Annotated in this window: 20 protein-coding genes; 14 read left to right on the plus strand and 6 right to left on the minus strand. The window is 54.8% G+C overall.

Features of this window, described 5'->3' with window-relative positions; translation table 11 throughout:
• The first annotated feature begins 32 nt into the window (after positions 1–32).
• The 11 genes from TA5113_RS01190 (at position 33) to TA5113_RS01240 (ending at position 14,220) form a co-directional block, all read left to right on the plus strand.
• Positions 33–1,040: an AAA family ATPase gene (locus tag TA5113_RS01190; protein ID WP_058313678.1), complete on the plus strand. Its 1,008-nt coding sequence runs from the start codon at positions 33–35 to the stop codon at positions 1,038–1,040.
• Complete coding sequence (locus tag TA5113_RS01195) at positions 1,037–1,912, plus strand: DUF58 domain-containing protein (RefSeq protein WP_058313679.1); 876 nt, start codon at positions 1,037–1,039, stop codon at positions 1,910–1,912. The genes TA5113_RS01190 and TA5113_RS01195 overlap by 4 nt, the downstream gene beginning before the upstream one ends.
• Entirely contained in the window at positions 1,912–4,647 is a 2,736-nt protein-coding gene (locus tag TA5113_RS01200) for a DUF4159 domain-containing protein (RefSeq protein WP_058313680.1), read from the plus strand. The genes TA5113_RS01195 and TA5113_RS01200 overlap by 1 nt, the downstream gene beginning before the upstream one ends.
• Positions 4,644–6,683, plus strand: a complete 2,040-nt coding sequence (locus TA5113_RS01205) for a glutamine amidotransferase (protein ID WP_058313681.1) — start codon at positions 4,644–4,646, stop codon at positions 6,681–6,683. The genes TA5113_RS01200 and TA5113_RS01205 overlap by 4 nt, the downstream gene beginning before the upstream one ends.
• 81 nt (positions 6,684–6,764) lie before the next feature.
• Positions 6,765–8,282, plus strand: coding sequence for a 2,3-bisphosphoglycerate-independent phosphoglycerate mutase (gpmI, locus tag TA5113_RS01210; RefSeq protein ID WP_058313682.1), 1,518 nt, complete (start codon positions 6,765–6,767; stop codon positions 8,280–8,282).
• On the plus strand, positions 8,279–9,415 hold the full coding sequence (locus tag TA5113_RS01215) for a murein hydrolase activator EnvC family protein (protein WP_058313683.1): 1,137 nt from the start codon (positions 8,279–8,281) through the stop codon (positions 9,413–9,415). The genes gpmI and TA5113_RS01215 overlap by 4 nt, the downstream gene beginning before the upstream one ends.
• Positions 9,416–9,417: 2 nt before the next feature.
• Entirely contained in the window at positions 9,418–10,749 is a 1,332-nt protein-coding gene (locus TA5113_RS01220; RefSeq protein ID WP_058313795.1) for a S41 family peptidase, read from the plus strand.
• 84 nt (positions 10,750–10,833) lie between these two features.
• Positions 10,834–11,316 (plus strand): RNA pyrophosphohydrolase, encoded by a 483-nt coding sequence (locus TA5113_RS01225; protein ID WP_058313684.1) that lies wholly within the window; start codon positions 10,834–10,836, stop codon positions 11,314–11,316.
• A 66-nt stretch (positions 11,317–11,382) separates the two neighbouring features.
• Complete coding sequence (gene smpB, locus TA5113_RS01230; protein WP_058313685.1) at positions 11,383–11,859, plus strand: SsrA-binding protein SmpB; 477 nt, start codon at positions 11,383–11,385, stop codon at positions 11,857–11,859.
• A 319-nt stretch (positions 11,860–12,178) separates the two neighbouring features.
• Complete coding sequence (gene sseA, locus TA5113_RS01235) at positions 12,179–13,036, plus strand: 3-mercaptopyruvate sulfurtransferase (protein ID WP_058313686.1); 858 nt, start codon at positions 12,179–12,181, stop codon at positions 13,034–13,036.
• Entirely contained in the window at positions 13,036–14,220 is a 1,185-nt protein-coding gene (locus tag TA5113_RS01240) for an amino acid aminotransferase (protein WP_058313687.1), read from the plus strand. Before sseA ends, TA5113_RS01240 begins: the two co-directional genes overlap by 1 nt.
• 54 nt (positions 14,221–14,274) lie before the next feature.
• Here the strand turns inward: TA5113_RS01240 and TA5113_RS01245 are convergent, their stop codons facing one another.
• Positions 14,275–15,303: an alpha/beta hydrolase family protein gene (locus TA5113_RS01245; RefSeq protein ID WP_058313688.1), complete on the minus strand. Its 1,029-nt coding sequence runs from the start codon at positions 15,301–15,303 to the stop codon at positions 14,275–14,277.
• Positions 15,304–15,435: 132 nt separating this feature from the next.
• Here TA5113_RS01245 and TA5113_RS01250 point away from each other — a divergent pair, with 132 nt between their 5' ends.
• The gene (locus TA5113_RS01250) at positions 15,436–16,437 is read left to right on the plus strand and encodes a helix-turn-helix domain-containing protein (protein ID WP_058313689.1); all 1,002 of its coding nucleotides are present in this window, start codon (positions 15,436–15,438) and stop codon (positions 16,435–16,437) included.
• Between the two features lie 4 nt (positions 16,438–16,441).
• On the opposite strand, the gene TA5113_RS01255 is transcribed toward TA5113_RS01250, so the two are convergent.
• Complete coding sequence (locus tag TA5113_RS01255; protein WP_058313690.1) at positions 16,442–17,278, minus strand: LysR family transcriptional regulator; 837 nt, start codon at positions 17,276–17,278, stop codon at positions 16,442–16,444.
• A 515-nt stretch (positions 17,279–17,793) separates the two neighbouring features.
• Between TA5113_RS01255 and TA5113_RS01265 the strand changes: the two genes are divergently transcribed.
• Positions 17,794–18,195, plus strand: coding sequence for a VOC family protein (locus tag TA5113_RS01265; protein WP_058313692.1), 402 nt, complete (start codon positions 17,794–17,796; stop codon positions 18,193–18,195).
• A 9-nt stretch (positions 18,196–18,204) separates the two neighbouring features.
• Here TA5113_RS01265 and TA5113_RS01270 read toward each other — a convergent pair whose 3' ends face one another.
• The 3 genes from TA5113_RS01270 to TA5113_RS01280 form a co-directional block, all read right to left on the minus strand.
• Positions 18,205–18,660 (minus strand): acyl-CoA thioesterase, encoded by a 456-nt coding sequence (locus tag TA5113_RS01270; protein WP_058313693.1) that lies wholly within the window; start codon positions 18,658–18,660, stop codon positions 18,205–18,207.
• A gap of 124 nt (positions 18,661–18,784) precedes the next feature.
• Positions 18,785–20,116 carry an ammonium transporter AmtB gene (locus tag TA5113_RS01275; RefSeq protein ID WP_058313694.1) on the minus strand — a complete coding sequence of 444 codons (1,332 nt, stop codon included), beginning with the start codon at positions 20,114–20,116 and terminating at the stop codon, positions 18,785–18,787.
• A 25-nt stretch (positions 20,117–20,141) separates the two neighbouring features.
• Positions 20,142–20,480, minus strand: a complete 339-nt coding sequence (locus TA5113_RS01280) for a P-II family nitrogen regulator (protein WP_058313796.1) — start codon at positions 20,478–20,480, stop codon at positions 20,142–20,144.
• A gap of 267 nt (positions 20,481–20,747) precedes the next feature.
• Between TA5113_RS01280 and TA5113_RS01285 the strand changes: the two genes are divergently transcribed.
• Positions 20,748–22,904: a transglycosylase domain-containing protein gene (locus TA5113_RS01285; RefSeq protein ID WP_058313695.1), complete on the plus strand. Its 2,157-nt coding sequence runs from the start codon at positions 20,748–20,750 to the stop codon at positions 22,902–22,904.
• 2 nt (positions 22,905–22,906) lie between these two features.
• Here the strand turns inward: TA5113_RS01285 and TA5113_RS01290 are convergent, their stop codons facing one another.
• Positions 22,907–23,854 carry an OmpA family protein gene (locus TA5113_RS01290; RefSeq protein WP_058313696.1) on the minus strand — a complete coding sequence of 316 codons (948 nt, stop codon included), beginning with the start codon at positions 23,852–23,854 and terminating at the stop codon, positions 22,907–22,909.
• Positions 23,855–23,895: the final 41 nt, after the last annotated feature.

The following is a 23,895-nucleotide window of genomic DNA, read 5'->3' on the forward strand; positions in this document are numbered from 1 at the left end:
CCTAAACATATAGAAAAAGCAGGAGATTTGTCATGACTGATCCCGACCGCTTGTTGGCTGAGATCGAAACCCTCGGCGAGAAGTTGGGACAGGCCAAAGCCGCAGTCACCAAGCGCTTTATTGGCCAAGAACGGGTGGTTGACTTGACACTGTCCGCTTTGCTTTGCGGTGGGCATGCGCTGCTGATTGGTCTGCCGGGACTTGGAAAGACGCGATTGGTTGAGTCGATCGCCACGGTCATGGGGCTGCATGGCAATCGCGTGCAGTTCACGCCGGACTTAATGCCTGCCGATATTCTTGGCTCTGAAATCCTTGAAAAGGCCAAAGGCGGCGGCAAAGAGTTTCGCTTTGTTCCCGGTCCGATCTTTTGCCAGCTTTTGATGGCAGACGAAATCAACCGAGCCAGCCCTCGAACGCAATCAGCTTTGTTGCAGGCGATGCAAGAGAAGAAGGTCACGGTCGCGGGGGAAGATCGGCTGCTTGACACGCCATTCAATGTTCTCGCAACGCAGAACCCAATCGAACAGGAAGGCACCTATCCGCTGCCTGAAGCGCAGCTGGACCGGTTCTTGGTGCAAATCGACGTACCGTATCCGGACCGAGATACAGAACGCGATATCCTGCTTTCCACCACCGGTGTCTCGGAGGAAGCGCTGCATCAGATTTTCACTGCAGAGGAACTGGTGGCTGCCCAAGAATTGCTGCGGCGCATGCCGGTCGGCGAAAGTGTGATGGAGACGATCTTGGACGTCGTTCGCGCCTGTCGCCCGGATGATGACACCGCGACAGAGCATGTCAAAGACGTCGTGGCATGGGGGCCAGGGCCTCGTGCTGCGCAGGCCTTTATGATGATGACCCGAGCTTGGGCATTGCTAGATGGTCGTTTGTCACCATCCGCTGATGATGTCGTTGATCTGGCTGGACCTGTCTTAAGCCATCGCATGGCGCTTAATTTCGCGGCGCGTGCGCGCGGTGATAGCCTATCCGATGTGATCCAATCCGTTGTTGAGCGACCCAATCAGAGTGGTGCTGCTGCGTGAGCGCGCATCCGCAACTCAGACGCAGGGCCGAAGCAGCCGCGTCGACGTTGCCGCCGCTTTTGGCCCGGGCAAATACCTTGGCGAATACGGTATTGCTTGGCGAGCATGGTCGCCGACGTGCAGGGCTGGGGGATGACTTCTGGCAATACCGCCCGGTGCAGTTGGGCGACACTTACCGCATGATCGACTGGCGTAAGTCAGCAAAAACCAACGCACAATATGTGCGGCAGAAGGAATGGCAAATCGCCCAATCGGTTTGTCTATGGGTCGATCCCTCTGCTTCAATGGACTACTCCAGCAACCCTAAACGCCCGCCTAAGCTGGATCGTGCCCGGCTCTTAGCTCTGGCCGTCTCAATCTTATTGATCCGTGCAGGTGAGCGCGTCGGTTTGGCTGGGACGGCTTTGCCACCCAAGCGGGGTGATGGTCAAATTTGGCGTTTAAGCGAAGCAATGCTCGCACAGGATCAGAGAGATGATTACGGCATCCCGGAAGCGCGCGCGATGATCCCGAATTCGCGGGCCGTGTTTGTGTCTGACTTCATGGGTAACTTTGAGGCCGTTGAACATGCGCTCTACAAGGCCGCCGACCGCGGCGTGCGTGGTGTGTTGCTGCAGGTTCTGGACCCTGCGGAAGAAGCGTTTCCATTTTCTGGACGTGCAATCTTTGAAAGCATGCAGGCACAGGTGATGCATGAAACCCGCAAGGCCAATGATCTTCATGCAAAATACAAAGAACGTTTACAGGAACGTAAAACCTCTTTGCGCAGGTTGGCGCGCGTTACTGGATGGCAATACGAGTGCCATCTGACCGATGCACCAGTGCAAACCGCACTGTTGTGGCTGTATCGCGCATTAGAAAGGGGGCGCTGATGTTTGGATTGCCCCTCGCTTTCACGACCCCATGGATCCTTGTAGCCCTGATTGGATTGCCGGTTCTATGGTTGCTGTTGCGCGCGGTGCCGCCTGCTCCGATACGGCGTCGCTTTCCGGGCGTGGTGTTGTTGTTGGGCTTAGAGGACGACGAAAGCGTCATGGACCGCACACCTTGGTGGTTGTTGCTGTTGCGGATGTTGCTTGTGGCCTGTGCGATTGTTGCAATGGCAGGGCCAGTTCTTAATCCAGACACCAACGAGAGCTCCAATCGGCCAATGCTCGTACTGTTGGATGGAAGCTGGGCGTCTGCGCCGTCTTGGCGTCAACAAAGTGAAGCGATTGTCGCGACGCTTGAAGAAGCGGATCGGCAAGGCCGTGACGCAGCGGTATTGCAGATTGCGGCCCCAAACGAACTGGAGATCCTTCCCGCCGCCATTTGGGCGAAGCGGTTTGTTGACTTCGCGCCGAAACCCTGGCGCCCGTCGGAAGCGCAATTCGTCGAGGCTGCAGGGACCTTGAAGGATCAGAGCTTTGACACGCTCTGGGTGTCTGATGGCTTGCAAACAGCCGGGCGAGACGCGCTCTTGAGCACGCTTCGCGAACTTGGCGACGTTACGGTGTTGCAAGACCCCGCTGCGGTCATCGGTCTGCGCAATTTGGAACTAAAAGATGGGGAGCTTGTGCTGTCTGCCCATGCATCAAATGCCATAACACGCGCACCGGAAGTTCAGTTGATTGGTAAAGATCCGACTGGTGTTGATCGTGTGCTTGCGAATGGGAGTTTGGTTTTCTCAGGTGAGCAGAACGCTGAAACTGCTTTCGCGTTGCCTGCAGAGTTGAGAGGCCGCGTTTCGCGGGTTGAGATATCTGGCATAGATTCCGCCGGTGCTGTCTATTTGACCGATGATAGCATTCGCCGCCGCGAGGTGGCGCTGATTGAAGCGGATAGTGAGCAGGAAGGTTTAGAGCTTCTGTCGCCCAGCCACTTCTTGAAACAGGCTTTGATAGAGAATGCTGACCTTTTGGAAGGGGCTTTGCCGGATGTTTTGCCGGCCAATCCGAATGTGATTGTGCTGTCGGATGTCGCAGTTTTAGCTCCGGCGGAAAAGACTGCCTTATTGGAATGGGTCGAGACAGGCGGATTGTTATTGCGGTTTGCCGGGCCCCAAATGGCCGCAAGCGATCTGAGTCGTGATGTGGAAGATCCCTTAATGCCCGTGCGCCTGCGTGCCGGTGGCCGTGCGGTTGGCGGTGCGATGAGTTGGGGAGAGCCCAAAGCCATTGCACCATTCCACGAGGACAGCCCCTTTGCCGGTTTGGTGGTGCCAGAGGATTTAAGGGTAACCGCCCAGGTCGTCGCGCAACCTGATCCCAATTTGGCAGAACGCGTGCTGGCGGAGCTAAGCGATGGGACGCCGTTGGTCACGCGCAAAATCGTTGAACAGGGTCAAGTGGTTCTATTCCACGTGACGGCGAATGCTGAATGGTCTGATGTGCCTTTGTCTGGGCTTTTCGTGCAGATGTTGGATCGTCTTGCAGTATTGTCCGCGAGCGGGAGCAACGAAGCTGCTGCGATGGAGGGTACCGTTTGGCAGCCTATCCAAGTGTTGTCAGGACAGGGGCGGTTGTTGGATGGGCAGAATCTTTCTGGCGTAGATGGCGAAGCGCTCTTGAACGCCGATACTGGTCTAAATCTGCAACCGGGTCTTTACCGTTCGGGGAAGAGTAGTTTTGCGCGGAATGTCTTGCGACCTGATGATGTGCTTGAACGCGTTCGATGGCCAGATTGGGTGCGCGTCACAGGCTTTGAAAAACCTGCAGCATTCGATTTGAAATGGCTTCTCTTAGTTGCTGCTATGGCCTTGCTTGCGGTGGATACACTTGCATCGCTTGTGATGTCTGGCCGATTGAGAGGCACAAGCATCGCTGCAATTGCAACGTTCTTTCTGTGGATACCAGAACCGTCGCAAGCTCAGTCTCTCACGCCAAGTGAAACCACTGACGAGATCGCGTTGGCGTATGTTTTGACCGGCGACACAGCGGTGGATGATCTGTCTTATTCGGGGCTTTATGGTTTAAGCAATGTGCTCTTCCAACGCACATCGGTTGAGCCCGTCAATCCGATTGGCGTCGATCTTGAAGCGGATGAGCTCGCCTTTTTTCCGCTGCTCTATTGGCCCATCAGCACGGTTCAGTCACTACCTTCTGCGAAGGCGATTGAGAAAGTAAATGACTATCTTCGCTCAGGCGGCATGATCCTTTTTGATACTCGCGATGCGGACGTCGCGCGGTTGGGATCTTCTAGCCCAGAGGGCCGTCGATTGCAGCAAATCGCCGGCGCGCTTACGGTGCCTGCATTAGAGCCTATTCCAGCCGATCACGTGCTTACGCGGACTTTCTATCTTTTGCAGGATTTTCCGGGTCGTTATGCAAGCCGAGACGTCTGGGTTGAAGCCGCGCCGCCAGATGCTGAGCAGGTCGAGGGTATGCCGTTTCGCAACTTGAACGATGGGGTGACGCCCGTTGTGATTGGCGGCAATGATTGGGCGTCAGCCTGGGCGACGGATCGTTTTGGTGTGCCGCTCTATCAGGTGGGTCGCGGCTCGACTGGCGAACGTCAACGGGAGTTGGCTTACCGGTTTGGTGTCAATCTTGTGATGCATGTGCTGACCGGTAATTACAAATCTGATCAGGTCCATGTGCCTGCTTTGTTGGATCGGTTGGGTCAATGAGCAGCGAGATCCTCTTTGATCCCCTTATGGATTTACGCCTGATTGTGGCGCTGGCCCTGATCATGACAGCAATTTGCGGCTTCGCACTTTGGCGTGGTTTGACAGGTTGGTGGCTGCGCTCGTTAGGCGCAGTGATCCTTCTGGCAACGTTGATGGGGCCGGTCCTGCAACGTGAAGACCGTGACGAGCTGGCTGACGTTGTTTTGCTCCTGCACGATCAAACTTCAAGCCAACAGCTCGGCACGCGTGAAGCGCGTTCTGAAGGGGCGATCGAAGAGCTGACAAACAGATTGAACGCGCGCCGCATGACCGAAGTGCGGCGGATCAATGTTCGCGACGCCGAAGGCGACCAAGGCACCGCGTTGATGGGTGCCCTGAAAGATGCCTTGGCGAGCGAACCTTCAGGCCGGGTTGCTGGGATTATCGCCGTTTCTGATGGGCGTGTGCACGATCTTGAGGAAAGCCCGGATTTGCCTGCGCCTTTGCACTTGCTGCACACGGGACTTGAGGGCGATTGGGATCGTCGTTTGATTGTGCGCGATGCACCAGCCTTCGCAATTTTAGGTGAGCCGATTACCCTGCGACTGCGCATTGAAGATTCTGGTGCAGCACCAGGCGACGTGGAAGCGCCGCTGGAAATCTCGGTGGATGGCGAAGAGCCGCAGCGGGTCAATATTCCGATCGGAGCGGATATCGAAATCCCTGTGGTCCTCCCCCATGGTGGGCGCAATGTGTTGCAATTTACTGTCCCAACCGGCGATGGCGAACTGACGGACCGCAATAACTCTGCCATCGTTCAGATCAACGGCGTGCGAGATCGCTTGCGCGTTTTGCTGGTTTCGGGCGAGCCACATCCCGGCGGACGCACCTGGCGCAATCTGCTGAAATCCGATAGTTCCGTGGATCTTGTACACTTCACCATCTTGCGGCCACCAAGCAAGCAGGACGGCGTGCCGGTGGATGAGCTGTCTTTGATTGCTTTCCCCACCCGCGAGCTGTTTCTCGAGAAAATCGATGATTTCGATTTGATTATTTTTGACCGTTACAAACGGCGTGGGATTTTGCCCTCGCTTTATCTGCAATTTGTTGTGGATTACGTGAATGATGGGGGCGCGGTTCTGCTCGCTGCAGGACCTGATTTCGCGACGGCCGATAGCCTCTACCGTTCTCCGCTGTCAGAGATTTTGCCTGCGGGGCCCACTGCGCGGGTGGTCAATAAGCCTTATGTGCCTAAAGTTAGTGATGTCGGAAATCGGCACCCGGTTACGGCGGGATTGCCTCAGGTCGACGACTGGGGGGAATGGCTTCGGATCGTCGATGTGGTCCCAGAGCGCGGAAATGTGGTGATGACCGGGGCGGATGATCGTCCTTTGCTGACACTCGACCGTGTTGGAGAGGGCCGGGTCGCGCTTTTATCCTCTGATCAAGCATGGCTTTGGGCGCGTGGATATGACGGCGGCGGCCCTCAACTGGAACTGCTGCGCCGGTTGGCCCACTGGATGATGGCAGAGCCTGAACTGGAAGAAGAAGCGCTTTGGGGAGAAGCCATTGGCCAGAAAATGCGCATTCTCCGACGGTCTTTGGCAGATGAGGTTGGTGATGTTGAGGTAACGACTCCCTCAGGAAACACCGTCTTTCTGCCTCTCGAAGAAATCGAACCAGGCTTGTTTGAGGCACGCTTTGATGGCCCAGAGATTGGCCTTTACCGCCTCGCCAACGGGGACCAATCCGCGGTGATTGGCCTAGGGCCGGCTGCGCCGCGCGAATATGCGGAAGTCATCGCCACTGGGTCTGTTCTGGAACCGGTTATCGCGCCTTTACGCGGCGGGATCGTTTCATTGGAAAACGGTGTTCCCAAGCTGCGCGACGTACGCGCGGGGCGTCCGGCGGCGGGTAATGGGTGGATCGGTCTTACACCGCGAAACGCTTTTGAAACACTCAGTGTTTCGCGCACTCAATTGCTGCCCCCATGGGTTCTGCTGCTCGTGATCTCCGCCTTCATCATAGGCGCTTGGTTGCGCGAAGGTCGCCAATAACGCGTTAATCCCAACTAAGCGGTTCAAACACGGTGCTTGGCACGTTAGAAGACAGGCAAATTACTTCCCGGAGCGACCCTCATGAGCACCCCGAAACCTGTTGTCCTTTGCATCCTTGATGGTTGGGGTCTGTCAGACACCACCGAAGGCAACGCGCCTGTTCTGGCGCCGACTCCAAATTTCGATGCGATGATGGCAGGTTGCCCGAATGCGACGTTGATCACGCATGGCCCTGATGTGGGTTTGCCGACTGGGCAGATGGGGAACTCGGAAGTGGGCCATACAAATATCGGCGCTGGTCGGGTCGTGGCGATGGATCTGGGGCAAATCGATTTGGCCATTGAGGACGGCTCGTTCTTTGATAATGGCGAAATCGTCGCATTTGCGGGAAAGCTGAAATCCACTGGCGGGACCGCTCATTTGATGGGGGTTGTCTCCGATGGCGGGGTGCACGGCCACCTCAACCACATCATCGCTTCTGTGAAAGCGATCACCGATCATGGGGTGCCAGTTGTTGTGCACGCGATTGCCGATGGACGCGACGTAGCACCGAAATCAGCGCTGCCCTATATCGCCGCTCTGGAATCGGCTCTGCCTGCGAATGCCACCATCGGGACGGTCATCGGGCGGTACTACGCCATGGACCGTGACAACCGATGGGAGCGGGTTTCTGAAGCATATAACGCCATGATCTTTGGCGAAGGCCTCAAGGTCGACGGTGCAGCGCAAGCCATCGAAGATGGGTATGCGCGGGATGAGAGCGACGAGTTCATTAAGGCAAGCGTCGTTGGCGCTTTCGATGGCGCGAAGGACGGTGATGGATATTTCTGCCTCAACTTCCGCGCCGACCGCGCGCGCGAAATCCTTGCGGCGATTGGCCAACCGGGTTTTGACGATTTTGAGGTTGGAACGCGACCTGCGCTGACCATGCTCGGCATGGTGGATTACTCTGATGAGCACGTGAAATTCATGGCGTCAGCTTACCCAAAGAAGCCAATTGTGAACACCCTAGGTGAATGGGTCGCGAAACAGGGCAAGACACAGTTCCGTTTGGCGGAAACTGAAAAATACCCGCACGTGACATTCTTCCTGAATGGCGGAGAAGAAACGCCATCTAAGGGTGAAGACCGTTTCATGCCAAAGTCGCCGAAAGTCGCGACTTATGACCTGCAACCAGAAATGTCGTCTGCGGAAGTCACTGAGCAATTCGTTTCTGCAATTGAACACGGTTATGACTTGATCGTCACCAATTACGCCAACCCTGATATGGTGGGACATACCGGTGATCTCGATGCCGCCATGGCCGCTTGTTCTGCAGTGGACGAGGGTCTTGGCGCCGTGCGTACTGCATTGGAAAAAGTTGGTGGAACAATGATTGTCACCGCTGACCACGGCAATTGCGAAGTGATGATTGATCCAGTGACCAAAGGTCCGCACACCGCGCATACCACGAACTTGGTGCCGGTCGTTCTCGTGAACGGCCCGGAAGGCGCATCCCTTAAGGAGGGTCGCCTGGCAGATCTCGCGCCATCGCTGTTGGAGTTGATGGGATTGAGCCAGCCCGAAGAAATGACCGGGGAAAGCCTGATCTCACGATGAAGTTTCCCGCCGTCCTTGCTGCGCTGACCCTCAGCGCCCAACTTGCCCATGCTGAGATCGATGCGGCCTCGGCGGCGCGCGCGGCGGCAGAAAAGCTTGAGTCGGCGTCCTTGTCTTTGGCAAAGGCGAAATCCTCCCGGAACCAAGTCAAAGCGCTGACACAGACTATTCAGGCCTATGAAGAGGGTTTGGCCTCTTTACGAGAAGGCCTGCGCCGCGCGGCTATTCGTGAAAGCCAACTGGATCAGCAACTTAAATCTAAAGAAGGCGAAATCGCGCGCCTTTTAGGTGTCTTGCAAGCGGTTGGCCGGACCCAAAGCCCAACGATGCTACTGCACCCTGAAGGCCCGGAAGGAACTGTGCGTGCAGGGATGATCCTTGCGGATGTCACGCCTGCTATGGATGGTGAGGCCGCAAAGCTGCGGGATCTACTCATCGAGGTCCGGATTTTGCGGGAACTGCAGCAAGGCGCTGCAGACACATTGGGAGAAGGCCTAAGTGGCGCGCAAGATGCGCGGATTGCATTGGCGAAGGCGATCTCTGATCGCACAGATTTGCCAAAACGGTTCACGGAAGACCCGGTTCAAACTGCGCTTCTGATCGCATCCACTGAAACCCTTGAAGGGTTCGCGAGCGGCCTCACTGAAATGTCGCCGGAGCCTGAAGGGATTTCTCCGCTCCCAGATATTTCCCACCGCAAAGGATCGCTGCCACTGCCGGTGCAAGCAGAGGTCTTGCGTCGTCCCGGTGAAGCTGATGCTGCAGGCCTTGTGCGACCTGGTCTGGTATTGGCAACGCGCCCAAATGCGCTTGTGACGTCCCCTGCTGCGGCGACGATCCGCTATCGTGGCCCGCTTCTGGATTTCGGCAACGTTATGGTGCTTGAACCCCAACCCGGACTGCTTTTTGTTATCGCAGGGCTTCACACGGTCTACGGTGAGGTCGGTCAAGTGGTTGCAAGTGGCGCTCCGGTGGGTCTAATGGGCGGAAATGATCCTACGACCGATGCCATTCTTTCACAGTCCAGTGAGGGCACTGGTCAGGATCGCACAGAAACGCTCTATATAGAGGTGAGACAGGGCAAGACTCCGATCAACCCGGAGGATTGGTTCCAAACCGATAAGGATGGATGAAGATGAGAAGATTCGTCGTTGCTGCGTTGGGCGGCACATTGGCCGGTATTCTGGCGACAACCCAGATTGCAGGCCCGCTGATCGCGCAAGAGAACGACCGTCAGGCGACTGTGTATGAGCAGCTTGATCTTTTTGGCGATATCTTTGAACGCATCCGCGCTCAGTACGTCGAAGAGGTTGATGAGAAGGACCTGATTGAAGCGGCCATTAATGGCATGCTGACGTCTCTGGATCCGCATTCTGGCTATCTCGCACCGCAAGACGCTGCTGAGATGCGACAGCAAACGCGCGGAGAGTTTGGCGGCCTGGGTATCGAAGTGACCCAAGAAGAGGGCTTCGTTAAGGTGGTTTCTCCGATCGATGGCACCCCAGCGGATCAAGCGGGTATCGAAGCAGGTGACTTTATCACCCATGTCGATGGTGAAAGCGTTCTTGGTCTGACATTGGATGCAGCTGTGGAAATGATGCGTGGACCGGTTGGGTCCGAAATCATCGTGACCATTGCGCGCGAAGGTGAGACTGAGCCGTTTGATGTGTCTATCATTCGTGACACAATCAAGCTGACGGCGGTGCGCTCCCGGACCGAGGGCGACAGCCTCGTAATGCGTGTGACGACGTTCAACGACCAAACCTACCCGAACCTCGCAGAGGGTATTGCGAAAGAAGTCGAAGCGGCCGGCGGTTTGGACAATATCAATGGTCTCGTGCTTGACCTGCGCAACAACCCCGGTGGTCTGTTGACCCAAGCGATCCGAGTTTCCGATGCTTTCCTTGAGAAGGGTGAAATCGTGTCGACCCGCGGTCGTGACGTGGCTGACGGTGAACGCTTCAATGCAACTCCAGGCGATCTGATCAACGGTAAACCGATTGTGGTTTTGATCAACGGCGGTTCAGCATCTGCGTCAGAGATTGTAGCGGGTGCCTTGAAAGATCATCGCCGCGCGATTGTGGTTGGCACAAAGAGCTTTGGTAAAGGCTCGGTTCAAACGGTTATGCCGCTGCGCGGCGAGGGTGCTATGCGATTAACCACGGCGCGTTATTACACGCCGTCTGGCCGCTCTATCCAAGCGCTGGGCGTGTCACCTGACATCGTTGTTGAACAGCCGCGCCGACGCGTTGGAGAAGAAGAGGAAGAAGATCTTCGTCCAAACCGTAGCGAAGCGGACCTGCGTGGTAGCTTGAACAATGACAGCTTATCTGAGGACGAAATTCGTCAGATTGAAGAAGATCGCGCTGCCGCTGAAGCTGCTGCACAACTTCGCGAAGATGACTACCAGCTGGCCTATGCGATCGATATCCTGACCGGTCTGACAGCGCTTGCACCAGCAGAGTAAACTCTGTTCGTGAACTCTTTGATCTCTCCCCGGAAACGGGGAGAGTTTCTTTTTTAAGCCCCTTTGATTGGTGATGAGGAATCCATGACCCCTGAAGACATCGCTAAGTTGCCCTACCGCAAAAACGTAGGTGTGATGCTGGTAAACGCTGAAAACGACGTATTTGTCGGACAGCGCATGGACAGCGAAGTCCCTGCTTGGCAGATGCCGCAAGGAGGTATCGACAAGGGAGAGGCGGCGCAAACGGCTGCGCTGCGCGAGCTTGAAGAAGAAACAGGTGTGTCTCCGGATCTTGTGACCGTTGTTGCGGAAACCGATGGGTGGATTTCGTATGATCTGCCGCACGATATTGTTCCTAAGATTTGGAAAGGCCGGTATCGCGGCCAAGAACAGAAATGGTTTCTGCTCCGGTTCCATGGGGCTGACGACCAGATCAACATTAAGGTAGACCATCAGGAATTCTCGGAATGGCGATGGTTGCCGTTCTCTGAGCTTGTCGAGAATATCGTGCCATTCAAACGTTCAGTCTATGAACAGGTCGTCTCTGAGTTTGCAGACAAAATCTGAGACCGCGACGAACCGGCGCTGAATCCGATAGACAGGGTTTCCCCCAGACTGTAATCAATCCCGACCATGGCCAAGAAAGATAAATCCGACCCAAATTACAAAGTGATCGCTGAAAACCGGCGCGCGCGCTTTGACTATGCCATCGAAGATGACATCGAATGCGGGATTGTCTTGACTGGGTCAGAAGTAAAATCGCTTCGCGAAAACTCCGCGAATGTGGCTGAAAGCTATGCCGAGGTCGTAGACGGGGAACTGTGGCTTGTGAACAGTTACATCGCGCCGTACGACCGTGCGATGTTCAGCCATCTGGAACGCCGCCGCCGCAAGCTGCTTGTGAGCAAACGTGAATTGGCGCGGCTTTGGAACGACACCCAGCGCAAGGGTATGACCATCGTTCCGCTTGTCATGTACTTCAATCACAAGGGGTTTGTGAAACTGAAGATTGGCATCGCGAAGGGTAAGAAAAACCACGACAAACGTGCAAGCGAAGCCAAGCGCGATTGGGGACGTCAAAAGCAACGCCTGCTACGTCACGGCGAATAGACTTCGGCTCTTGAAGAACAAAGCCCCACGCTGCTTGCGCAGCATGGGGGTACTCATAACTCCCTGGCACTCGTAATTCTGGTGCCTCGATTCGAGGCGTTGCTTAAATTATACACCAAATTGAGAGCGTTTATCCCAGTTTTCATCGGATCAAAGTATTGTGATGTTATGGTGTAACGCTCTGGAGACTTTCCTTGGCTGTTTAGGTCAATCAATTCAGGCGATTTGCAGAGTTACATGCGATCTCAATGACGCTCAGGCTTGCCTACAGCAATCGTCAGATGTAGGCAGGTCGCGAACTCTGACATTGAGGTCAAACATGTCACAGAACGATCCCAAGACCTTGGTTTCGACAGACTGGCTTGAAGAGCAGTTGAAAAATCCAGATTTACGCATTCTGGATGCATCTTGGTTTATGCCAGCAGAAAACCGGGACCCGCGGGCCGAATTCAACCTAGAACACATCCCCGGCGCTCGGTTCTTTGATATCGATGAGATATCGGATTTGCGTTCCGATCTGCCGCATATGGTTCCGCCGGTCGAGAAGTTCCTGTCTAGGGTGCGCGACATGGGCGTGGGTGATGGACATCAGATCGTTGTATATGACCGCAAGGGTATTTTTTCCGCACCGCGCGTGTGGTGGCTCTTCAAATTGATGGGTCATGAAGACGTGGCCGTTCTAGATGGCGGCTTGCCGAAATGGAAATCTGAGGGTCGCCTATTGACCGCAGAACCTTCACAGATCCGAGACCGTCACATGTTTGCGAACTTCCGCAGCGAAATGGTCAAAGACGTTACCCAGGTGTCTCATGCATCCAAACTGCAAGACTATGCGATTGTCGATGCGCGCGCTGCTGAGCGATTCCGGGGTGAGGTCGAAGAGCCTCGTGAAGGGATGCGTTCTGGTCACATTCCGAATTCGCGCAACGTGCCATTTGCGAGCTTGCTCAACGTAGATCACACAATGAAAACGCCAGACGAGACTCGGGCGATTTTTGAGGCAGCCGGTGTCGATCTGACCAAACCAGCGATTACAACCTGTGGATCCGGCGTTACTGCCGCGATTCTCATTCTAGCGATGGAGCGGTTCGGCAAAACCGACCATGCGCTTTACGACGGATCTTGGACCGAGTGGGGTGCTTTCCCAACGGTCCCTATTGCCACTGGAGAGGCCTAATGCTCGGCAACCTGAAAGCTCAACCCGCAGATAAAATTCTCGCCCTCATGGCGAAATTCAAAGAAGACCCACGCGATCAGAAAATCGATCTGGGCGTTGGCGTCTACAAAAACGCTGAGGGCGTAACCCCAGTCATGCGCGCTGTGAAAGAAGCGGAGCGTCGTTTGCTGGAAGAGCAAACCAGCAAGAGCTACGTCGCTCTTGCGGGCGACCCAGCGTTTGCAGATGCAATGATTGATCTCGTTCTCGACGGCGCCGTTGCACGCGATCGGATTGCAGCGATTGCCACTCCGGGCGGTACAGGCGCGGTGCGCCAGGCGTTTGAGCTGGTGAAACTGGCTAATCCTGAAGCACGTGTGTTTGTCTCGAACCCAACATGGCCAAACCACGTTTCCATCCTGAAATATGTCGGTATCGAAACCGTAGCGTATCGTTACTTCGATACAGAAACCCGTGCGGTTGATTTCGACGGTATGCTTGAAGACCTGGCGCAGGCAAACGCGGGTGACGTCGTTCTGTTGCACGGCTGCTGTCACAACCCGACTGGTGCGAACCTGAACCTGACCCAATGGCAAGCCGTTGTTGATGTGATCAACGAAAAGGGCCTGATCGCGATGATCGATATCGCATATCAGGGCTTTGGTGACGGTCTTGAAGAAGACGCAGCAGCGACGCGCCTCGTCGCGTCCTCTGTAAAAGAGGGTTTGATCGCGGCGAGCTGCTCGAAAAACTTCGGTGTATATCGCGAGCGGACCGGCATTCTGATGGGGATTTCTGAATCCGCCGATCAAACAGGCATCGTACAGCAAAACCTGAACTTCTTGAATCGTCAGAACTATTCGTTCCCACCAGATCACGGTGCGCGCGTGGTGACAATGATCCTGACGGACCCAGAGCTGCGCGCCGATTGGGCGGCAGAATTGGAAGACATCCGCATCAGCATGCTGGGCTTGCGTCAGCAATTGGCGGATGAATTGCAGAAACTGTCTGGCTCTGATCGCTTTGGCTTTATCGCCGAGCACCGCGGTATGTTTAGCCAGATCGGCACAACACCAGAATTGGTCGAAAAGATGCGTGTTGATGCAGGGATTTATATGGTGGGCGACAGCCGCATGAACATTGCAGGTCTGAATGAAAAGACCGTGCCGATCTTGGCGAAAGCGATCGTAGACGCTGGCGTCTAAATATCGCCAAAACAGAATCGAAAGCCACGCCTGACTAGCGTGGCTTTCTTCGTTTTAGAGATCGAAGTGGCTGGCGATCGCTGCGATTACGTCAGCATGGATTTTTTTGCGATCCGCACCTTCTGGGTCAGAGCAAACCGCGTCGTCCTTCTCCATTTCTAGGATTTTTTCGCCTTCCGGTTTGCACAATGGCAAAGCTGAGAAATGGAAGGCCGGGGCAACCACGATACTTTCAAGATCGGGACGCTTTTGTTCAAACCCGCTGCCGCCACTTGTGACATCTGTGGCCTGCAGGCGGTCTTCGACTTCACCCAGTATGATCAAAAGCGCCTCGCCAATCAGTTCGTCGGCCATCTCTTGAGTGACGCCATATGTAAAGGCCGGATCGATTGCGGCGACTGCTGAAATGCGAGCGTCTTGGTAGGATGCACTCCATTTTTCCGCGTCCAGCGCTCGTAGGTCGACGCCGGCGCGTTGCAGATCGTTACAGTGGGTCGAGCCTCCTGCAGTCTTATCACAATACAATGCGTAACCGTCCGCACTGCTGCGCAGCCCGCCCATGCTGAGCGCCGTCCAGCCGCCAAAGGAGAAACCGGTGGCGTAGAGCCGAGACATGTCGACGCTGTCGCCAAATGCACCGGCAGCAACTGTGTCTAAGGCAACTTGCAGATCTTGGACACGCGTCCAGTGATCCATTCCGGCCAGCATGTCAAAGTCACGGAAGGTCGAGTTTGGGTGGTCCACCCCAATAACAATCGCGCCTTCCTGAACAAGACCGGCTGCCAGCCAACTCATAGCCGCAGCGCGACCGCCCAAACCGTGTGACATCAGCACGACCGGATGGGTCCCATCGGCCATAGCCGCGTTTTCAAACATCGGCGTGCCAAAGAAAACCGGGTTTTCGGCAAAGCTAATAGACTGCCCACTGTTTTCGGCAGCTGGGTAATACACGGTCATCAACATGTCGCGGCCGTGGTGCTCGGCAAAGACCATGCTGTTTTGAACGCCGACCGGGTCGGCTTTTGCCGCTTGAACTGCAAAACCAGCGGCAATTGCTATTGAGAGTGCTGTGATACGAAACATCGTGAATGTCCTTTCGGGTCAGTGATGTTTCTGAAATGCCAACCTCCCGTCGCGCAGGCGTCCTATAACCGGTTTTAGGTGGTCGAAAACCGGTTATAGGACTATCAAAACCTTATTGATTGGAGACGCATTATGCCGGTTCTGCCGCTGCCATTGGTATTTGCTTTGTTTCTTTGTGTGATGCTCTTGCAATCCGCGTTGCGTGGCGAAGGGGCTGGCTGGTTGCGTGTGTTGTTACTGTTCTGCGCGATACAGAACGTCTTGATCGCGTTTGTTCACCACTATGGCGTTTCAGAACTGCGGATCGTCTTACCCATCACAGCGTCAATTATTCCTTCCTTTGTGTGGGTCGCGTTTAAGTCCACGGCAGTGCGCTCCTTTGGCCCCGCAGATCTTGCCCATATCATACCTGCGGTGATTGTCGCCTTTGCCACGTTGACCAATCCGGCGTTGCTGGACGTGTTGGTTCCATTGGTCTTCTTTTTATATGGCTCCGCTCTGCTTTTTGCATTGTCGCGCGGCGAGGACCAATTACACCGGGTGCGCCTGCAACACGGCAGCAGCCCGTTGTTCATATGGCGTGGCATTGCGGCGGTTTTGCTGGTCTCTGCCCTGTCTGATGTGGCGATTGTTGCTGACCACATTCTTGGCGATGGCAGCTACACCCCATGGATTGTTAGCTTTATCGGGTCCGTCAGCGTCCTTGCACTTGGCGCGCTGGCGATGGCGAAACCGATTGCCGATGTCGAAGAAAATGTCGTGGTCTCTGTCGCGCCAGAGGAACAGATCGAAGACGCAGCTCTCATGTTGCGCTTAGATACCTTGGTGAGAGAGGGTGAACTTTACCTCAATCCGGATCTGACCCTTTCGATGCTGTCGCGTCGCTTGTCAGTACCGGCCAAGCGGTTATCGACGACGATCAACCGTGAAACAGGGCAAAACGTCTCTCGTTACATTAATGCCTTTCGCATTGAACATGCTTGCGTGCTTTTGTCGGCGGGAAAGAACGTGACACAAGCGATGCTGGAATCGGGTTTCAACACCAAGTCGAACTTCAACCGAGAGTTTCTCCGGGTGAAACATTGCACGCCCAGTGACTGGCGAACTTTGTCGCCGGCACCTACCGCTGCATGACGTTTCATCTTTCAGTCTGGCGCAAGTCCAGTAGCGTGCACAATGCGTCGATTGCGGCGCGAATTGGTGGATCGTGACGTCCATCTTGGTGGAACACCATCCAATTTTCGTGGCTAAGCTCGTCAATAACTGTCCCGCTTTGCACCAAACCGGGAATTTCGCGACCGGCGAAGATCGGTAGAATGACTTGTCCGATTCCGGAGAGTGCTAACTCTACCAAAACGCGCGGATCTGAAGCGGTCGCGAGAATCTTGTCACCATAGTGCTCGTAAACCCAACGCTGAGAGGGAACCATTGTCGCGTTTTCGCTGCGATTGACCCAACCTAAAGTGTCTTCCGATACAGCGAATGGGGCAAAGTGAATAGTCGCGAGTTTGCGCCCCGCGAGCCAATTCTGATCGGGTCGTCGGTTGCGAATACCAATATCAGCTTGCCGTCTCGCTATGTCTACTTGGGCATCTTCGGTCATAAAAGCTGGGCGCCAATTACTTTCAGGTGACCAGACCTGGGGCAGCCTCTGGGACATAAAACTGCAGGCCCAGTGGCCGGTTGTCACTCGGACGAAGCGCTGTGGCTGCTTGTCGCGAAAGCGACGCAATCTTGCTTGCAGCTCGCGCAGATCTTCAAGTTCGATCAACAAATTTGCGCCCTCAGGAGTGAGGGCGTAGCCACTATTGCCGCGTTGGAACAAGAGTTGTCCCATATCTGACTCAAGCTCGGTCATGCGTCGGCTAAGGGTCGCGATACTTTTGCCGGTGGTTGTCGCCGCCTGGGTCAATGAGCCCGTTTCGGCAATGGCAATAAAAAGTGCGTAGTCATCCAAGGACGGTTCTGTTTTCATTTTTGAAAAGCCTGTTTTGGAGCTTTGGCCTTATTGCTTGCATGTATTTCTCGTAATTGAAAGCATACCTTTCCGAAAATGAAAATTGGTGATGCCATGCAATTTGGTCTTTGGCCTTTGATCCACAAGCTGGATCCGAATTTACTCATTCAAACATCTGAGAAAGAACCGACCGAACAAGAGATTATTGCGGTTCGGGTTTATGCTGCAAAGCGGCAAGCGCGCCGAGACTTCATTTTGCGCTTACGGCGATTTGTTGCGGGGGCGTCTTAAAGCGATTTCTCCCAAAACAAAATTTTTTGCGTTCAGCGACGGAATCTCCCAGCTCATTCGTTTAGATTTTGTAGCCAGTTTGGTTACGTCGCCGTGTTGGGACTTGTCCCGCCCCCCGAAAGTCACGGCGTCGCGCGACCCCAGATTTGCGCAAGGGAAAAGCCTGAGCACTCGGCTCGCCGAGCGCTCAGGCTTTTCTTTTTCTGCGCAGCGCGTCACAACAGCGTTTGGAGGGTGTCCCAATGAAACAATCCTTAGCACATGTCGCATTGGTCGTACGTGACTACGATGAGGCGATCGCGTTTTATGTTGAAACCTTGGGTTTTGAGCTGCTTGCGGATGAATATCAGCCCGAGCAGGACAAGCGATGGGTTGTGGTACGTCCGAAAGGGGCGGAGGGATGTTCGATTGTTTTGGGTAAAGCCACGAACACCCATCAAGAGAAGTATATCGGCGATCAAGCCGGTGGCCGCGTGATGATGTTTCTACAAACCGATGACTTCTGGCGCGATTACCATACCTATCGCGATAAGGGTGTCGTTTTTGTGCGTGAGCCGAACGAAGCGGCTTATGGAACGGTTGCCGTTTTCAAAGACATCTACGGCAACCTATGGGATCTGATTGAATTCAGCGATGGTCGTTAGCGCTTGGGCCTAATCCTTAGGCAAGCGGCGATAAACCATATTGGTCTCGGCGTTTTCAGGCAGTGGTCGTGGTTTGCCCTCTTCATCAATCGCCACGAATACGAATTTTGAGTTGATCACATTCTCCGCGCTGGCCTCATTACGTGGTCGCGCCCAAGCCTGAATGTTCATCGTGATCGAAGAGCGCCCGATCTTTTCTAGCTTGGCATAGATGGAGACTTCGTCGCCCACGTGAACCGGGCGTACAAATTGAATGCCATCAATGGCCACGGTTGCACAGCGACCCCGCGCAATCTGGCCAGCGAGATTCCCTGCAGCCAAATCCATTTGCGCGAGCAGCCACCCACCAAAGATATCACCAGACGGGTTTGTGTCGGCGGGCATTGCGATGGTGCGGATTGCAAGCGTCCCGCGTTCTTCGAGTTGGTTGACGAGCTCTTTGGCGCGCGTTGCGAGATCTGGCATCCGTGTGTTCCCTAAAAGTCTGGGCCAAAATTAGTAGGTTAATGTGACAATCACAAACCGAAGGTTAGAAAGAAAAAGCCCGAGGCGTGTGCCCCGGGCTCTCTCAAACTTATGTCCTAAGACCTTAGCCTTTGGAGAACTCAGGATATGCTTCCATACCCAGCTCTGCCATATCCAGACCGTTAATCTCAGCTTCTTCCTCAACACGGATGCCCATGGTGGCTTTCAGGATGAACCAAACCAGACCGGAAGCAACGATAGTGAAGATGCCGACTACGAAGATAGAGTACAGCTGTGTGCCCAGGGATGCGTCGGAGTTGGTGAATACAACTGCGATTGTGCCCCAGATACCTGCGATCAAGTGAACAGGGATCGCACCAACAACATCGTCGATTTTCAGTTTGTCGAGCATTGGAACCGCGAAGACCACGATCACACCGCCAACGGCACCGATCAGAGTTGCAGAACCCAGAGTTGGTGTCAGAGGCTCAGCTGTGATGGACACGAGGCCCGCCAGTGCGCCGTTCAGAACCATAGTAAGGTCAGGCTTCTTGTACAGGATCTGTGTCAGAAGCAGAGCCGCGATCGCACCACCAGCAGCCGCTGTGTTTGTGTTTGCGAAGATACGGGAAACGTCTGCAACGTCACCAACAGTGCCCATCGCCAGCTGAGAGCCGCCGTTGAAGCCGAACCAACCCAGCCACAGGATGAATGTACCCAGTGTTGCCAGTGTCAGGTTAGAGCCAGGCATAGGAACGGTTTTGCCGTCTTTGTACTTGCCGATACGTGGGCCGAGGATGATTGCGCCAGTCAGAGCTGCCCAGCCACCTACGGAGTGCACAACAGTGGAACCCGCGAAGTCCAGGAAGCCTGCTTCGTCCAAGAAACCGCCGCCCCATTTCCAGGAAGCCTGCAGTGGGTAGATGATTGCTGTCAGAACGATCGTGAAGATCAGGAATGGCCACAGCTTGATGCGCTCAGCCAAAGTACCAGACACGATGGATGCTGTGGTTGCACAGAACATCAGCTGGAAGAAGAAGTCAGAACCAGTGGACGCATAACCGTAGTCATCTGCGCCATCACGGCCAACACCGACTGCTTCCAGAACACCTACGCCCCAAACGCCGGACAGAACGCCGTCGACGGACCATGTGCCCAGTGGGTACATCAGGTTGTAACCGATCAGGTAGTAGAAGATCGCTGCCAGAGAGAACAAAGAGATGTTCTTTGTCAGCTGCATGGTTACGTTTTTGCCGCGAACAAGGCCCGCTTCAAGCATCGCAAAACCAGCTGCCATCCAGAAAACCAGGAAGCCACCGACCAGGAACAGCAGGGAGTTCAAAATAAAGATAGAGTCTGTGGATGCGTCCACGCCCGGAACCGCGTCTTGGGCAAAGCCCAGAGTTGGAAGGGCGGTCAGCGCAGTTGCCAGACCAATTTTGTTAACGAGTTTCATTGGTATTTCCCTTTTCCCGCGCGCATTACAGCGCGTCCTCGTTGGTTTCGCCGGTCCGAACGCGTACCGCTTGGGATACGTCCAGAACGAAGATTTTGCCGTCGCCGATTTTGCCGGTACGTGCTGTGGAAGAGATTGTCTCCACAGTTTGGTCAACCATCGCGTCAGACACGACGAGTTCCAGCTTCACCTTTGGCACGAAGTTCACAGTGTATTCAGCACCGCGATAAATTTCTGTGTGACCAGATTGAGCACCAAAGCCCTTAATCTCTGTCACCATAAGACCGCGCACGCCGATATCAGTCAGCGCTTCGCGGACCTCTTCCAACTTGAACGGTTTGATTGTTGCAATAATCAGTTTCACCCGTTTCCCCTTTCTGATGCAGATGACCGACAACACGGCCACCAACTCGATGCAGCGGCAGAAAATCGCCTGATGGCGCGAAATCGAAGCAAAACGCGGGATTTTTGAGCTTTCGACTGGGTGAAAACGCACAATTTTTGCACAAATTGGTGTTTGTGATTAAAAAATATGCGAAATGAAAAGGGTTTTTTGCGACAAGATCGGCTCTACTTTCGTCTGTGAATTCGTTAGACTGCGCAAAAAGAGCGATCTCGGGCAGACATCACAATGAGTGATTCCAGAAAGAAAAAGCCGCCATTGGTGGCAGAGAAGCGGTATGGCGCAAAGGCGGCTTCGCCGAAAAAGGCAAAGCCTGCGCGGAAGGCAAAAACCAAAAAGCCTCGCTCGCGTCCTGCGACGCGCCGCCCTGACGCGAAGAAGCGCACTGGTATTCTGGGCTTTTTCACAAACCTGATCCTCTGGATGCTGAGCCTGATTTGGAAAGTGACATGGCGCAGCGCCATGGTGGTCGGTCTGATCATTGGATTGGCGGTCACCTATGTTTACTTGCAACTGCCGGAATTGGACGAGTTGCTCGATGGACGCGCTCAAGGGTCGGTGACATTGCAAGACCGCAATGGCGACGTATTCGCGTGGCGCGGGGATCAGTTCGGCGGTGTCGTGACTGCAGACACCGTGTCTCGTCATCTAAAGAATGCTGTGATCGCGACAGAGGACAAACGATATTATCGCCATTTCGGTGTCAGCCCGAGGGGCGTGGCATCGGCGGTTCGCATCAACCTGCGGGAGGGCCGTGGCCCGCTTTCCGGTCATGGTGGTTCGACCATCACGCAACAGACCGCAAAGCTTCTGTGTTTGGGTGTGGAGTATGACAAGACACAATGGGAGAGCGAAGCGGCTTACGTCTCTGATTGTCGTCGAGGGTCCATGTCTCGCAAGATCAAAGAAGCGATTTATGCGATGGCGATGGAGGCGAAGTATTCTAAGGACGATATCCTCTCCATCTACCTGAACCGCGCCTATATGGGCGGCGGCGCTTATGGTGCAGAAGCTGCAGCACAACGTTACTTCGGTAAAAGCGCCGCAACTTTGAACCCAGCTGAGTCTGCGACGATCGCGGGGCTGTTAACCGCTCCGTCACGGCTCGCACCGACCAGCAACCTGAAAAGGTCTCAGGACCGGGCCGCGACTGTTTTACGCTTAATGAATGATCAGGGGCTTTTGTCGGACGCGGACACGAAAAAATGGCAGAATAATCCGGCCACACTTTCGCAAGCAGCGCAGGCAAGGGCAGGTGGTTACTTTGCTGATTGGGTCATGTCGACGGGTCCGGAGTTCTTTACCAACAATACGACCGAAGACGTGATCATCTCTACCACGCTGGACCAGCGGATTCAGAAGGCTGCCGAAGACGGCCTGAGCTGGGTGTTTGAAAACAAAGTGCGGGAAGGGTCCAAAGCTGAGGCTGCAATTGTTGTAATGTCAGCCGACGGTGCGGTACGTGCGATGGTCGGCGGGCGGCAGTCAAAGGTGTCTGGTGCCTTTAACCGGGCGGTCCAAGCCAAGCGTCAAACCGGGTCCGCCTTTAAGCCGTTTGTTTACGCGACGGCTTTGGAGCTGGGTTACACGCATACTGATACAGTTATGGATGCGCCTTATTGTCTGAATATTCCGGGGTCCGGCGAATGGTGTCCGCGCAACTACACCAATAAGCACTACGGCGAGGTTTCGCTTGAGTGGTCCTTGATGAACTCGCTCAATGTACCAGCGGTAAAGATTTCCGAAGCGGTGGGTCGGGACAATGTGCGCAAAGTGGCTGGTGACTTTGGCATCGCGAGCGACTTGGCCGATGGTCCAGCGCTTGCTCTCGGTGCGTCTGAGTCGACCCTGCTGGAAATGACCGGCGCGTATGCCGGCATTTTGAACGGTGGCTCTTCAGTGACGCCATTTGGTTTGGTGGAATTGCGCCTGCAAGGAGATGCAGAACCGCTCATGGGCACTGGCGGCGGCATCGGTGAGCGCGTGATCAGCGACGGTGCGGCGCGCGAACTCATATACATGATGTCCAAGGTTGTCTCTGAGGGGACTGGCGCACGTGCGCAGCTGCCGAGCTGGCAGGTGGCCGGTAAGACCGGCACCACGAGTGCGGCGAAAGACGCTTGGTTCATTGGCTTCACAGCCGATTACGTTGTGGGTGTTTGGATGGGGTATGACGATAACACACCCTTGACCGGTGTGACTGGTGGCGGCCTGCCTGCAGAGATTTGGCGTGAAGTTATGCAACGGGTGACGGATGGCATGTCTCCGCGACCATTGCCTGCGTTCACACCGAAACCAAAACCACGGCCATTGCCGCCAAAGCGCGAAAACAATCGCGAAAATGTCTTGGAACAGTTGCTACGAGGCCTGCTCGGCGGGAATTGAACCTACTGGCTGAGTAGCACCGCTTCGACCCGGCGATTTGCATTTCGCCCGCTGTCAGTTTTGTTGGATGCGATTGGCGCGAGGTAGCCGACCCCCTGCGCATCAATTCGTGCGGCAGGTATGCCTAGGTCGTTGACCAGTCGCCCTTTTACTGCCAAAGCGCGACGCTCTGACAACGCGACGTTTCCTTCAAGACTGCCAACATTGTCTGTATGGCCAACCAGCGCGATACGGGCATCTGGAGTAGCGATGAGGTAAGCGGCGATGGCTTGTAAGGAAGCGAAGTCTCCATCTGCGAGATTGGCTGACCCAGTCTCAAATTTTAAGTCGCTCAGCACGACATGCCCACCAAGATCCAACGCCTTGATCAAATCAGATGGTATTGTTGGGTCGACCACGGTTGGTGCGACCGGAGCGGTCACCACCGGTTTGTCCAAAGGCAGCTCTCCAGCTTCGGGACCTGGCAGAACAGCAATCAATTGCGTGTAGCCAAGCACGTCGGATGTGCTTACCAAAACGCTCACCGCTTCGGTGCCTTTGCTTGTGTCTTTCAATGCAGACACAAAGCGATAATTGGCCAAATCGACGAACATTCCGGGGGCGGGCATAACTTCGGTTGCGAACCTGAAATCAAATCCACCACAGCTACTTGCATCACAATCTAGCAAAATCGCGAAACCTGAAGCTTCCAGCTGGCCACGCAGTGGCGCGATCAATTGTTCTGTGTCGAGATCTTCGCCCTGCAAATGCCAAGCTTGACGTGAGACATGACCCGTCAGTTGGCGGGATGAAAGAGTACCATCATAAAAAGGTCCATCAGGAAGTGCGTAGCTGCCTGACTCTTTGACCTCATCTTCTGCCAACACGCTACCCTGCGGCATCGCGATTTCAAGCGCCGCTGCAGCAACAGGAAAAAACAGGCATGGAATGAGGGCTGCGACTCTGTTCATGCTAGCTGTATGAGCCAGTGAAAAGGCTTATGCAACCGCTA

This window comes from Cognatishimia activa (assembly GCF_001458335.1).
GTDB classification, from domain to species: Bacteria; Pseudomonadota; Alphaproteobacteria; order Rhodobacterales; family Rhodobacteraceae; genus Cognatishimia; species Cognatishimia activa.

Bases quoted from the DNA above. Each gene is read 5' to 3' on its own strand.
- TA5113_RS01190 (WP_058313678.1), top strand. From the start codon at position 33: ATGACTGATCCCGACCGCTTGTTGGCTGAGATCGAAACCCTCGGCGAG.
- TA5113_RS01200 (WP_058313680.1), top strand. From the start codon at position 1,912: ATGTTTGGATTGCCCCTCGCTTTCACGACCCCATGGATCCTTGTAGCC.
- TA5113_RS01205 (WP_058313681.1), top strand. From the start codon at position 4,644: ATGAGCAGCGAGATCCTCTTTGATCCCCTTATGGATTTACGCCTGATT.
- gpmI (WP_058313682.1), top strand. From the start codon at position 6,765: ATGAGCACCCCGAAACCTGTTGTCCTTTGCATCCTTGATGGTTGGGGT.
- TA5113_RS01215 (WP_058313683.1), top strand. From the start codon at position 8,279: ATGAAGTTTCCCGCCGTCCTTGCTGCGCTGACCCTCAGCGCCCAACTT.
- TA5113_RS01220 (WP_058313795.1), top strand. From the start codon at position 9,418: ATGAGAAGATTCGTCGTTGCTGCGTTGGGCGGCACATTGGCCGGTATT.
- TA5113_RS01225 (WP_058313684.1), top strand. From the start codon at position 10,834: ATGACCCCTGAAGACATCGCTAAGTTGCCCTACCGCAAAAACGTAGGT.
- smpB (WP_058313685.1), top strand. From the start codon at position 11,383: ATGGCCAAGAAAGATAAATCCGACCCAAATTACAAAGTGATCGCTGAA.
- sseA (WP_058313686.1), top strand. From the start codon at position 12,179: ATGTCACAGAACGATCCCAAGACCTTGGTTTCGACAGACTGGCTTGAA.
- TA5113_RS01240 (WP_058313687.1), top strand. From the start codon at position 13,036: ATGCTCGGCAACCTGAAAGCTCAACCCGCAGATAAAATTCTCGCCCTC.
- TA5113_RS01245 (WP_058313688.1), bottom strand. From the start codon at position 15,303: ATGTTTCGTATCACAGCACTCTCAATAGCAATTGCCGCTGGTTTTGCA.
- TA5113_RS01250 (WP_058313689.1), top strand. From the start codon at position 15,436: ATGCCGGTTCTGCCGCTGCCATTGGTATTTGCTTTGTTTCTTTGTGTG.
- TA5113_RS01255 (WP_058313690.1), bottom strand. From the start codon at position 17,278: ATGAAAACAGAACCGTCCTTGGATGACTACGCACTTTTTATTGCCATT.
- TA5113_RS01265 (WP_058313692.1), top strand. From the start codon at position 17,794: ATGAAACAATCCTTAGCACATGTCGCATTGGTCGTACGTGACTACGAT.
- TA5113_RS01270 (WP_058313693.1), bottom strand. From the start codon at position 18,660: ATGCCAGATCTCGCAACGCGCGCCAAAGAGCTCGTCAACCAACTCGAA.
- TA5113_RS01275 (WP_058313694.1), bottom strand. From the start codon at position 20,116: ATGAAACTCGTTAACAAAATTGGTCTGGCAACTGCGCTGACCGCCCTT.
- TA5113_RS01285 (WP_058313695.1), top strand. From the start codon at position 20,748: ATGAGTGATTCCAGAAAGAAAAAGCCGCCATTGGTGGCAGAGAAGCGG.
- TA5113_RS01290 (WP_058313696.1), bottom strand. From the start codon at position 23,854: ATGAACAGAGTCGCAGCCCTCATTCCATGCCTGTTTTTTCCTGTTGCT.